At 40.8% G+C, this 12471-nt stretch carries 10 protein-coding genes; all 10 read right to left on the bottom strand.

Annotated features, from left to right (window positions below):
- Positions 1–4: 4 nt before the first annotated feature.
- The 10 genes from KKC17_01995 to KKC17_01950 all read right to left on the bottom strand — a co-directional run bounded on the left by KKC17_01995 (position 5) and on the right by KKC17_01950 (position 12445).
- A complete protein-coding gene (locus tag KKC17_01995) occupies positions 5–1471 on the bottom strand; it encodes an ATP-binding cassette domain-containing protein (protein ID MBU1038985.1) in 1467 nt (488 codons plus the stop codon).
- A 196-nt stretch (positions 1472–1667) separates the two neighbouring features.
- Positions 1668–2333 (bottom strand): NAD(P)H-dependent oxidoreductase, encoded by a 666-nt coding sequence (locus KKC17_01990; protein MBU1038984.1) that lies wholly within the window; start codon positions 2331–2333, stop codon positions 1668–1670.
- Between the two features lie 79 nt (positions 2334–2412).
- A complete protein-coding gene (locus tag KKC17_01985) occupies positions 2413–2754 on the bottom strand; it encodes a hypothetical protein (protein MBU1038983.1) in 342 nt (113 codons plus the stop codon).
- Positions 2755–3093: 339 nt separating this feature from the next.
- Entirely contained in the window at positions 3094–3561 is a 468-nt protein-coding gene (locus KKC17_01980; protein MBU1038982.1) for a hypothetical protein, read from the bottom strand.
- Between the two features lie 181 nt (positions 3562–3742).
- A complete protein-coding gene (locus KKC17_01975; protein MBU1038981.1) occupies positions 3743–4753 on the bottom strand; it encodes a tryptophan-rich sensory protein in 1011 nt (336 codons plus the stop codon).
- Between the two features lie 2 nt (positions 4754–4755).
- Entirely contained in the window at positions 4756–5064 is a 309-nt protein-coding gene (locus KKC17_01970) for a hypothetical protein (protein ID MBU1038980.1), read from the bottom strand.
- Positions 5065–5101: 37 nt separating this feature from the next.
- Positions 5102–7171 carry a hypothetical protein gene (locus KKC17_01965; GenBank protein MBU1038979.1) on the bottom strand — a complete coding sequence of 690 codons (2070 nt, stop codon included), beginning with the start codon at positions 7169–7171 and terminating at the stop codon, positions 5102–5104.
- Positions 7172–7364: 193 nt separating this feature from the next.
- Positions 7365–10016 (bottom strand): DEAD/DEAH box helicase family protein, encoded by a 2652-nt coding sequence (locus tag KKC17_01960; GenBank protein ID MBU1038978.1) that lies wholly within the window; start codon positions 10014–10016, stop codon positions 7365–7367.
- A 1-nt stretch (position 10017) separates the two neighbouring features.
- Positions 10018–11604, bottom strand: a complete 1587-nt coding sequence (locus KKC17_01955) for a site-specific DNA-methyltransferase (GenBank protein MBU1038977.1) — start codon at positions 11602–11604, stop codon at positions 10018–10020.
- A 1-nt stretch (position 11605) separates the two neighbouring features.
- Positions 11606–12445 (bottom strand): hypothetical protein, encoded by an 840-nt coding sequence (locus KKC17_01950; GenBank protein ID MBU1038976.1) that lies wholly within the window; start codon positions 12443–12445, stop codon positions 11606–11608.
- Between the last annotated feature and the right edge of the window lie 26 nt (positions 12446–12471).

Genomic DNA, 12471 nt, shown 5'->3' with positions numbered 1-12471 from the left:
TTAACTACAAACTACCCAAGTCTAAAGTTTCATCTATACGGATTTGGCTAACAAATTCCGGAATATGGCTTACTAAAATAAGAGCCCCTTGGTATTTATCCAAAGCTTGGGCAATAATTGGTAAATGTCTAAAATTTATGTGATTGGTTGGTTCGTCCAAAAGTAATAAGCCCGGCCTAATTAAAACTAATCTGGCTAAGGATAATAAACCTTTTTGACCTTCGGATAAATTTTTAATTTGATTATTTAATATTTTGCCATCTAATAAAAAACCGGCGGCGGTAGAACGTAAGGTATGTTCATCTGGTTTGGCCATAGCTGTTAGCAAGCTGTCGTAGGCAGTTTGTTCAAAATCAAGAGTAGAAAAATCTTGACGATAATAACCTAAACGAGTGTCTTTATTTAGGGTGGTACCCGGTGCCGTACCTAAGGCTAGTTTTTGTAAAAAAGAAGTTTTGCCAATACCATTGGGGCCGGCGATTAATAGGTGAGAATCACGTCTTAAAACTAAATTAGTTTCGTGGTGTTCGGTTTCTCCAGCTTTAATTAGGCTAATCTGGTTAAGTTCGAGAATTTTACCATTAAAATCCGAAGGAAAACTTTGTACTGGTATTATAAAAGGCCGGATGGTTTTATCTTCTTGACGTACTTCCACCATGTTTTCTTTGGCTTCGGCCGCGGCCAGACGCATTTTTTTAGCCACTAATCTTAGTTTGCCACCTTTGTGGGCAAAAACTTCAGCTTGGGCGACTTGTTTTTTTATTTCCGCTTCGGCCCGGGCATTTTGCCGGCGTTCACGTTCTAAACGTAGGCCAATTTCTTGCACTACATCTAGGTAAGTACCGGCGTATTGTTCTACTTTATGGGTGTTAACATCCAAATAAAGTACATTATCGGTAAAGGAGTTTAAAAAGTCGGCATCATGCGAAATTACTATAACAGTTTTTTGGTAAGTCATTAAAAAACCTGTCAGATGATCAATGCCCGCCTGATCTAAATTATTCGTTGGCTCATCCAACAGCAAAATATCTGGATCTTGCAGTAGGGAATAGGCTAATAATAATCTGGCTTGTTGGCCACCAGAATGGTGGCGTAATTTTTTTTCTAAATCAGTTTTAAGTTGTACGGCGTCCAAAACCTTAGCAATATGCTTGTTAAGGTTATAAGGTACGTCTACAAAAGTGGTGGCGTAATATTCTCGTACGGTTAAATCTAAAAGTTCGGGGGCGATTACTTGTTTGGCTATACCCACGGAAATATCTTTAGGTGTTAAAAAAATTCCACCGCTAGTAGGTTGGGCCTGTTTTAAAATAAGGTTAAATAAAGAGGTTTTACCCGCACCGTTTTGGCCCATTAGGGCGACTCTGGAGCCATTACGCACGGTAAAACTGGCCTCATTTAAAACGATTTTGGTTTCGTTATAAGCAAAGCTTACTTCGTCAAATCTAAGGATTACATTGTTATTGGACATAGTTGTCACAGTTTACACGACATTGTTGTTTCTGAAAAGGGTAGCGACTAGTTAAGAGGCCTTTAACCCTTTATTTGAGCAGTTTAATTTTTTGTCGGGTATTTTTTAAGTTCTTTATTTAAACAATAATAATAAATAAAACGCCTTAAATAAGGCGCTGGGTGTTTATTGAACAAGTTAAATGTTAAATTATTTTTTAATTAAACCAATCAGTAATTTTATCCAAAGATCGTCTGGTTCTTGGTTTTTTAGGTGGTTCGGCCCGGTAACCAAAAGCTACCAAGCAAGTCACGCCAAAATGTTGTTTGTCTAGTATTTTTTCATCAACCAGTATTTGTTCTAATTTCTCCCGATTAAAGCCTTCTATGGGACAGGAATCAATTTTTAGTAGGGCGGCCGCCGTCATCATATTGCTAAGCGCTATGTAAGCCTGTTTACTAGCCCAATCAAACAGAGAAGTTTCATTGTTCAAATTAAAATCTGTTTGTTGAAATTTTTTAAGTCGGTTAATTCTGGTCTCAATTATTTCGGGCGGACTTTTTTGCACTTCAGCCATAGTAGATTTTATATAATCAGAATCATAGGACATGTCGGCGCCGGTTCTGGCTAGAATTATAACAAAATGGCTGGCCGTAGGTAGCTGTTTTTGCGCGCCCCAGCAGACTGGCCTTATTTTTTCCCTTAAGTCTGGATTTTGCAGTATTAGGAATTTCCAAGGCTCAAAACCAAAAGAGCTGGGCGATAATCGGGCCGCTTCTAAAATAACATTAAAATCTGGCTTAGAAATTTTTTTATGGGGATTAAATTCCTTGCAGGCGTGCCGAAAATTAAAAGCTGATAGAATTTGTTCTGGAGTGTTCATATCTTAATTATAACACAGACTAATTATAAAACTCCTTAGCTAAACTAAGGAGTTTTATAAAGTAAGAAATTTTGATTGGTTATCTGGTAAGAGTGTTAAAGATCACCAGTAATAAACCAATAGCAAAAATAGTGCCAAAGATTATTTTATTATATTTAGCCATTATCAGCGGTAAGTAAATGTCAAAATTATCCTGTCTATCGGTGGTGTATTTCATAGCCACAGGCGTAAGCGGGCAGGTCCAGCGGTTAATTAATAAAACAATAGATTCCATAACTAAAAGTCCGATTGATATCCACAACCAGATATTAAAAGTTTTAGTCAGTCCGGCATATAAAATGTATATTGTTGCCACAGCCATAATCAGCCAGATAATAGTGTGCAGGGATTTTATAAAAGTTAAAGACTGTTCGGTTTTCATAATATTGATTAGGTTTAAATTAAACCCCTAAGAACATATCATATTTATAGACTAATAACAAAAAACACCACACAAGGTGATGTCTTTTGTTATGGCTCGCCCTGCTCAACGATTTTCGAACTTTTGACTGGGCGGAGGAGTACAAATATCCTACCGTGGTTTTAGACCAGATGAAAGGATTGCTGGCCAAGTACGAGAACCTGTAACCCCTGATTCCCCAGCTGGTTGCCCTTGTGGCGAGCTTTGTGACAAAGGTAAGAGCTTTGCACCAATTGCAACACTGACGAGCCGTAAGACGAAATTTGAGAGCGTAGGACGATTTGCTTAACTTTTCAAAAATTAAGCAAATATGACTCGCTTGATTGCGGTCTCAAGTTTTTCCGGTTCATCCGTTCCGATGCGATAGATTTTTCCGTTCTTCATTCGAATTTCAACTGCATCAAAACCGGAAACATTATAAATCCACATTTTCGGACAGAACCACAATCGGATACCCCAGCCGTAATACCAATGGTTTTTTACCTGCGAGACTGAAGCAATCTCACTTGCCGAGAATTTTTTGCGAAAAATGCCCCAGCCAAACTTGACCGCCACGCGCTGTTCGTCAACGCTCACGGTAAGCGAGCCGAAAGATGCAAGAATGAATAAGATCAGCACCATGATAGCGGTAATGGCAAAATTTGTACCGGAGTCGACTGAGGGAGGTTCAGCTCTGGCCGTAATCTGAAGCCAGGAGAAAAAAACCAGTACGACCAGCGTGACAACCAACATCAAGTAGCCAATTTGAGTGTGCTTGTATGTGTTCATTATTTTTTTGATTTCAAGTTTTTCTTTTAGAATCAGCCCAAAGTGATAATACGCCCAAGGCTAAAAATAAAATCACCTCTATCCAATTTTGTTTTTGGAATGCCTCGAAAAGTGCTGTTCCAAAAAAGATTATGAATACCGTTAGATTAACAAATTTATATTTTCCCATATTTATTCTATTTTATCGAAATTTTATGCTTCTCGCCATCCGATCAACAGTGCTATCCAAATCAAACGCTGATCGCTCATTTTCGCAGGCGGTCTTTTGCGGATCGTCGTAATTTGCACACTGCACGGCTCGCAAGCTGAATGTGAAAATGATTGTCTTGTCAGTGCTCGGAAAAGCATACGCGTAGTTAGTGTAAACACTGCCAGCCGCACCTTCGCTTTCTTTGGTCACGCAATATGTCCTGTCATCCACCATTCGCTTCATGGTCTGTCCTGCCCGAGCAGTTTCTTCTCCTGCTTCGGTGCAAGTAAACGGCTCATTCAAAACCTGAACCTGCGGAGGCCAGTCCTGCGTGTTGATGTATGTAGTGAGCAAAGTCTCCGGATACTGGAACGTTATGCCATTGCTAGTTGCAGTCTTCCAAAGATCATTATTTCCTCCCGGACACGCGGCGAATTCGCACTTGGGTCCGGTACGGCCGACATACGATCCATCCGGACAAAGCTTGGCCTCTTGAGTACATGCAACTTGTCCCGAATCTGCGGGAGAATTAAGTTGCCAGATTGAGAAATTAAGATATCCGGCGAAGCTTACCCAAAGAATGTAGGGCACAAGGAGCCATGCGGCCGGACGGGAGATTTTATAAAACGCAACGATCGTGGCGAGAATGGCGAGCCAGAGGAATACGATCTCGATAAGCGCACCACCGGGACTATGCAGACCGAAAAAGATAATTGACCAAATGGTATTGAGCACCAGCTGGCCGAGGAATATGCCAAGAGCGATTTTTACATCTCTGCGATCCAGCCCTTTCTTCCAGACGAGAAAGGCCGCGATGCCCATAAGCGCAAAGAGTGTCGTCCAGACCGGTCCGAACACCCACGCTGGAGGATTAAGAGCCGGTTTGACGATCCCAGCATACCAACCGGCAATGGATGGAGTGGTGAACACCGAGCCGATAATACCGGCGAGCTCGGATACGACAATGGCGATGATGAGTTTGAATGTGTTGTTGATTTTCATAATTATTTTTTAGTTTTATTGTGATGCTCTAATAATTTCTCGGTTGGGGAGATACCGCCGAGGACTTTGTGTGGAAAATAATTCCAAGCGTCGGTTACCAGCTCGAGCACATTTTCAAGTTCGGTGGCATCTCCGCCTCGATCAAACATAGCCACGACTTTCATCATGTCGTCGTTATCCTCCTCGTGAAAAATAGCGTCCCGGACATGATCCAAAGTAAAATCACTCTCGGTCTCCTTGAGCATCTCCACGAGATCCTGCTCGATCTCTTTCCGCCGTTCAAGAATTTGATGTTTTGATTCGATTTCCATATTTTATAATTAACTTTTAGTACATTGTCCACGCAAGTTAAAAACCACTTGTAGTGGTATATTTTATTCCTTCGCAATATTTAATCTGCGCAATGAAACGATCCCAAATATCTTTGGTTATTTCTTGCCTTAACAAGTGTTTGATACCCATTGCCATCCCACTGTTGTAGGAAAATAGATCGTTTTCTAGGTCGTGTATTTCTTTACATAGTTGGTACTCGTCGGGCCCCATCAAGTTTGGAGTCTTCGATTTTAAGTCGAAATATTCCTTATTTAATTCAAGATATTTTTTGTTCAGATCATCAATCAGTTTTACGAGTTCTGTAGTATCTAAATCGTATTTCGTTAGAATCAGCCCGAGATGAATGAATTTTTCAATGACTCGTGGATGATTGTATCCGTAGCCCACCGACACTTTCTCAAAGTGTTGTTGAACAAGCCGAATGTATAAATCAATAACCTGTGTGCTATCAATCTTTTCACTCAAATTACCGTTTATCTCATTGAGTAGAAGTTCATGCACCTGTTCAAGATTAAAAAGGAAACTCTCATCCACTTTATCTGTCTTATGAAAATACCAACTAAGCGTATTGAATTGGGTTCGGTACAGCTTGTCCAGTTTCAGTTCAAATTTTCCTTGTATGCCATAAATGATTCTTAGATTATTTTCTACAGACTGGATAACAGGTAATCCAATCTGCTTATTTTCTAAGCCAAAGTCGCGAGCAATATCTAGCAGAAAATCACTCCATCTTTCGAGTAAATCAATGTATGCATCTCGAAGTTTTACTTGCCCATCTTTGTCCTCTAATTTAAATATTGAGTTTATTACTTCTGCCAACCACGCCTGAAAATTTATATACAATTCACTTACTGACAAATTAATTCCAGGAGCCAGAGCAAGAGCCAAGGTGTTTTTCTTCAAGGTCTTGAATAGATCTTTCCAAAAGATTTCATTATTTTGGTATTTATTCCAACCAATTTTTATTTGATTGAAAGATACATTTACTACCTCTTTGAGAAAAGCTTCTTGACTTTCATTCGATGAAAGACAGCTTATAGTAATTTCATCCAAAGCTTGATTGATTTGATTATGGTTAAAGTGATTATATTCAGAACTTAAAAGACTGTTTGAGACTTTGGAGATTGATTTAATTGCCTCCCATATCCAATCTCTTTCTTTAGTTTGGACTAGCTTACTAATAAGTCCCAAGTAATAACCTAAAACTAGACTTAGGATCGGATTTTCACCTCGTGATCCTATATTGTTATCGGCATACTTAAAAACAAGGAGATTGGCTATGATATTCTCGTAAACATTCAGCAAGAAATATATATTTTCCTTCCGCTTATCTTGAATTATTCGGTTGCCTATAGACTCAAAATATTCAAGAATATTTGCAGTAAAACCCTCGTCTTCGAATGTATATGCCCCCCAGAAACTCGCCGGAACTCTAATGATATGACCATTTCGTAAACCGAGATGCTTTAGATAAACGTCATGAATGTACCTCAGTGTTAAATTGAAAGAGTTGATTTCATTTTTTGAGAGAAGCCTAAGACCTATTTCATATAGATATTTTACATTTTCAAGTGGCAAAACATTCCAGTTTGGATTTGATTTGTACTGAATTGCTAAGGAGAGATTTTTGCTTTCTTTTTCGTATTCGAATATTTTATCCTGAATATACGCATGCTTCTTGAGTTCCTTATTTACTTTACTTAAACGTTTTACCGCATCATTTCTGATCTTCGTTAGAGTTGCATCCGGGCTGATTCTTGTTCTTAATTCTTTATATAGAGAGTAGATCAAATAAAACGCAATAAATAAAATAGTGAGCAATATTTCAAGGACAGAAAATTTAAGAAATACTGGTGTTAAAAAAGATAATACTGTTAACGCTACCAATATCCAAAAGAAATACTTCTCCTTTTTATCTTGGATAAACTTATGTAAATATTGCGTAGAAAAAAGATCAGCTGTGCTTTGTAAAATAAATGTAGAAAAAGAAAATATAATTGCTATTGAAGCACCAATTATTCCAGCGATGGCAAAGCCGAGATTATGTAACTGATCTTCGGAAACGGTTACATTTAACCAGTTCAAACTTTTTTGGAGTGTGAATATAAAAATGCTATAGATTAGTAAGTAAAACAAAAAAGAGTCGACAAATTTGATCAGCCTCTCCTTTGTTATTAACCAGTCATTGTAAACATACTGCCTAGATTTATAGAAATACAAAAACGCCTTTTGTTTAACTGTAAACTTTTTATCCGATTTTGATATTTTACTGATCATATTACTTGCATAGCCCTTTCAAACTCATGTTCGGCGCGACAGCTGTATGCGGGATAAGAACATAAGTCCACTTTTTACCGCCATTAGCTAGGTTAAATGTGGTAGCGGCCTCGCAGTATTTCTTGCCAGCTTCGGCTTTCTCCTGAACTTCTGCGTCATCGATATCTCTTTCGGCTTTAATTTCAACCATAAAGATCGTATCTGCTGTCTCGACCACGAAGTCCGGATGATAGCGTTTTGAGTTGTACTTCCAATACAGCTCGAATTGGGAGTCGGCTGGTCGGAGCCATCTCAAAACATCGGTATCTTTCTCTAGGATCGTAGCAAAATCTTTCTCTGCTTTTGAATCAAACTTATATAGGTTATGACAAGCTTTTTTGAAGCCACCGAATACTTTTGAAGGAATAATATTTGTTGGCGTGATGGTCTCGGTGTAGTGATGCACGCTGTCCGCCGTATATTTGGAAAAGTTGTGGGGCTTTATCCGATCGAATGGATAGACCAGTGGCTCCTCAAAACCGGAACTCTCCAAATAGAAGCGTTGCTGTAATTGTGCATAAATATACTTACCGATTTCTCGTTTGTGGTAGAGGATGATGTTTTCCAAATCTTCAGCGTTTCGTCCATTACCAAGCTTGGCGATAGCCTGTCGAGCTAGTTTGTATAAGAGCTCGGACTCACGGTCATAATCTACTTCCGGATAGTTGATTAGCTCGTTTACTAAAATATTCTCCGGAATATCACGCGCCACTCCGGAACTGTCGCTTTGCAAGACTTCGCTCTCATTGGTGCGTAGTGTCCGGCGAATAATCTCTTCGGATACCGGTTGATAATTAAGACCAGCGACATCAAGATCAAAATCCTTAAAGCCGGATTTTACGTCATGTTTTTGTTGAATGAGGACACGTGGAATCGGAATGGTCTTTTCAATCAACTCAGAAACAATAGACTCATACTCCTGCTTCGCCGCTTCTACAATAGCCGTCTTAAACAAATTTTGCTGGGGGTTACTTTCAATACTCGTGATCATCTTCTCAAAGGCCAGTTTACGAATCTCATCGCTCTTTAAGTCATTGATATTTTTAATACTCGCGCCGAGGGTGCTGACTGCTTCAGTGATCAGTTGTTCGGCCTCTAAAACCAAGCCCGCTTTTTGGCGATCCGCCTCATTTACAATAGTCGCAATCTCCGTGCGTTTGAGAGCTAGTGCCTCTTCCATTACCGAGGAAGCAGTAATAACCTCCTGCGCCTCCGGCAACGCATCCGGATCAATCTCGATGATATTCTCCTGTCGGATTATAGAGTTTGGATCATTGGCCGCATCCACGATGGACTGAAAACGATCGTGAGCGATGATGGTGAGCTTGTCTACCTTTTCAACGCCGGTCCGTGCGCCATAAGGCAATCGCAAACCACGGCCGATGGTCTGCTCGGTAAGAATCTGGGAGTTGGCCGCACGCAAAGGAATAATGGTGTAGAGATTAGTAACGTCCCAACCCTCTTTGAGCATATTTACATGTACAACAATCTCAATCGGGTTTTCCGGCTTTTCCAGATCAATGAGCCTCTGTACATTTTCCTCTTTTTCTTCACCGCGCTGGTTTGAATGAATCTCCATCACCTTGCCGGTATACCGGCCTTCAAAGAACCGGTCCGACTCAATCAAGCCACGAATCTCTTTGGCGTGATCGGTATCTCGAGCGACAACTAACACGAACGGCCTAACCAAACGATTACCGCTATCTCGAGCGTAAATATCCAAAGCCACCTTGGTGTCTTCGTGAATACGCACTCCGTCCTCAAGCTTTATAAGATCAAGTTCTTTCGGATCGTTGCGATACTGGTCAGGGTTGAAATCGCGGCGTGTAGCGACTGCCGGTTCTTTTACGAAACCGTCTTGTAGTGCTCGAGCAAGCGGATAATCAAAAACAACATTCTTAAATTTAACGCCCTTAGTATCGATTGGCGTTGCGGTGAGTTCAAGACCCAAAATTGGCTTGAGCTCATTGATTGCTCGGAGTCCAGAATCAGCTCGATAGTGGTGCGACTCGTCCATCAAAAGTACGAGGTCTGGCAATTCGGAAAGATAATTGAAATATGACTCGCCAAGGTATTCCGAAAGACGTTTGATCCTCGGCTCCTTGCCTCCACGGACTTCAGAATTGATCTTCGAGATATTGAAAATGTTTATCTTTACTGACTCCTTAAACAAAGTGCTTTGGCGAGCTTCGGCATAGTTATCACCGGTAATGATTCGTGGTGCTGTTATGGCAAAATCACTTATGCCACGAAAAACATACTTAGGGCTTCGCGGATTTGAGAGATCATCGATGAGCTTGTTGTAAATGGTAAGGTTGGGAGCCAATACAAAATAATTCTTTACACCTTTGGCGGCATAGAGATAGGAAATAAATGCACCCATAAGCCGAGTCTTGCCGACACCTGTTGCCAAAGAAAAACAAACTGATGGAAAGTCTCGTTCAAAATCAGCGCATGTTGGATACAAGGCTCGCACTTTGGAAAGCTCGCTGACTACATCTGCGTCCTTTTTCAACTCCAAAACATCCGCTAGTTTTTCTAGAATTTCCAAACTATCCGCTTGTGGCTTGCGGAGGCTTAACCTATTTTTGATTGCTTGTGCTTTAGTATTCATATTAGGCTTCGTTAGATTCTTCCGCCTGCGCTTCCGTGGCTTTGATGATGTTCAAGTCGTAGTTATCCTTGGCGAATTCGCATTTGCCCAAGATCATCTGTGGAATTTTCTTGACCGTGATATTAGCAAAACGGTTTTCGCATTCGGGTGCGAATGATTTGGCACAAATAAGCAGACTCTCGCCAGCTTTCATTTCGCTATTTACCTTATCTAACTGCTCGGCAGTGATGAATCCGGTGGTTACGAAAATGAAGTCGGTCTCGGTGGACTTGCCATGCTTCCAGTAAAGAGCTTCGTCCGGATAGAATTTGAAACCCTCATGTTTGCACATGGCCGCGGCCAGCATATTAGCGTTATAGTTTTCATCGATCACGAAGTTGCCGAAAGAATCCTTGCGAAGCAGGCTCGGCGCAAGATTATAAAACTTAAATCCACCGCCACCTTTCCAATCAAGTTCTTCGGAGAGTTTAAGTCCATCAGTACCATCAACAACCTTTTTCAATCGAGGTAAGCAATGTGTATCGGCATGATCGCCGAATTCAATTCCGATATGCTTCCTTCCAGTTTTATGCCCCACGGCGGAAGTAGTACCGGAACCAAGGAAAGAATCTAAAACCCAATCTCCGTTATTAGAACCAAGATCAAGAATTCGTTTTATGAGACGTTCTGGCTTTGGTGTATCAAAGACATCATCGGTAAATAATTTCTTGATTTCTTTTTTTGCTTCTTGGTTATCTCCAACATCATCTCTTAACCAAAGAGTCATCGGTACAACCCCGTCTTTAACTTCGGATAAAAATCTCTTTACACGGGGGACATTGTCCCCGTTAGGTCCAAAATATATCCGATTATCCGCAACCATTTCTTTATATTTTTCCTCAGAGAATCTCCAACAAGCTTGTGGGGGCGGCACAATAACTCGTCCATTTGTAGTTTTTATCTCATAAACCCTAGACTCAACACGCGGTCCAACTTGTATGGGGCCTGATGCCCAAGGTCCTCTTGGATCATTATCAGGATTAGTAAAACTATCATTTAATTTTTCTGATCTTTCTAGTTTATTTAATTCAAAACCGGAACTGTTTTTTGCATAGACTAAAATAGCGTCGTGATTTCTAGAAAATGTTTTCTTTAAATTTATTGGTGCATATGATCGTTGCCAAATAACTTCATCTATAAAGTTAGACCTTCCAAAAATCTCATCACAAAGTACTTTCAGATAATGACTTTCGTCTGCATCAATTGAAATCCAAATACTACCCTTATCTTTATGCAAAAGGTTCTTTAAAATCTCTAGTCTTGGTCTCATTAAGCTGAGCCATGTGGAGTGCTCAAGATTATCGTCATAATGTTCAAACGCACTGCCTGTGTTATACGGAGGATCGATATAGATGCATTTAATACGTCCGGCGAAGTCCTGCTCGAGGGCTTTGAGCGCGAGGAGGTTATCGCCGTGGATGAGCATATTCTCGGCCGACTTGTCGCCGTAGGACTTGTCCGGGTCCTCAATCAAAATCCTCGGCTCAAGCTTGAGCTCTTCGTCTTTGCCGATCCACGTTAACTCCAGTTTTTGCTTTTTATTAGTCATATTATTTCAGCTTCTTTGGTTCTTTTTTTGTCGGCAAGAAATTTTCCGAGCTCACGACCTTTTTGCCAGTTTGTTCCTCCAGGGCTTTGCGTGCATTGCCGGAAATCTGTCCGCCTTTTCGCGCCACGACTTCGTTCTGTCCGTAACCCTCCGACTTTTCTTTTTCAGAAATCTGCCGTGTGGACAGTTCAGCCAATGAGGTAAAAATTATCTCGGCCTCACTCATGTGGTCACGTAAGTTCTGCGACTTCAAGTTCTTGAGATTTTTATGACTTTTTACGGAAAGACCGCTCCATTCTTGGTGGATTATATTTGTCAGCTTAGCGAACTCCTCGCCTTTTTTGATTCCATGATCCGACCAGTAATCAGTCAGTTTATTTCTAGTCTCTACGCTTAACATCCTTTGCTCAATCCATTTCTGGCTTCGTCCCATCGCCTGCCAATTTTTACGTCCGCGACTTACCGCCAATTCAGGGTCAACTGTTTCCTGCATGCGCTCATAACCGACCTTTGCGAGCCAAAGCTTAAAGGGCTCCGCTTTGGGAGAGGGCACCGATTGCACAAGGCGGAATATTGTCTCCACGTCTGCCGCATCGGTTTCGCGCATCTTGCCGTCTGGGGCTAGCATTTTCAACTGGTTACATTTTGTAACCACTTCACTTCCTTCCTTATTTAAACGGTTTTTTAGCACTTTCCAGTAGTTCCTTGGGTCAGCACTCTGACTCAAGATTCCGACTATGTCCACGACGCTAAAAAGCCACTTTTCCGCCTTTCCATCCCAAGTGCGGCGTACTGGCTGGTCTTCAAAGATTGCGATGAGTTTGTTGTTGTTTTCTGTCATAATTTTAAGTTAATTGTTAATAATTC

This window comes from Patescibacteria group bacterium (genome assembly GCA_018817715.1).
Classification (GTDB): Bacteria; Patescibacteriota; Patescibacteriia; order Veblenbacterales; family UBA10138; genus JAHITT01.
This window is presented reverse-complemented; position numbering and strand designations above follow the sequence as displayed.

Bases quoted from the DNA above. Each gene is read 5' to 3' on its own strand.
- KKC17_01990 (MBU1038984.1), bottom strand. From the start codon at position 2,333: ATGAACACTCCAGAACAAATTCTATCAGCTTTTAATTTTCGGCACGCC.
- KKC17_01995 (MBU1038985.1), bottom strand. From the start codon at position 1,471: ATGTCCAATAACAATGTAATCCTTAGATTTGACGAAGTAAGCTTTGCT.
- KKC17_01955 (MBU1038977.1), bottom strand. From the start codon at position 11,604: ATGACTAATAAAAAGCAAAAACTGGAGTTAACGTGGATCGGCAAAGAC.
- KKC17_01950 (MBU1038976.1), bottom strand. From the start codon at position 12,445: ATGACAGAAAACAACAACAAACTCATCGCAATCTTTGAAGACCAGCCA.
- KKC17_01975 (MBU1038981.1), bottom strand. From the start codon at position 4,753: ATGAAAATCAACAACACATTCAAACTCATCATCGCCATTGTCGTATCC.
- KKC17_01960 (MBU1038978.1), bottom strand. From the start codon at position 10,016: ATGAATACTAAAGCACAAGCAATCAAAAATAGGTTAAGCCTCCGCAAG.
- KKC17_01985 (MBU1038983.1), bottom strand. From the start codon at position 2,754: ATGAAAACCGAACAGTCTTTAACTTTTATAAAATCCCTGCACACTATT.
- KKC17_01970 (MBU1038980.1), bottom strand. From the start codon at position 5,064: ATGGAAATCGAATCAAAACATCAAATTCTTGAACGGCGGAAAGAGATC.
- KKC17_01980 (MBU1038982.1), bottom strand. From the start codon at position 3,561: ATGAACACATACAAGCACACTCAAATTGGCTACTTGATGTTGGTTGTC.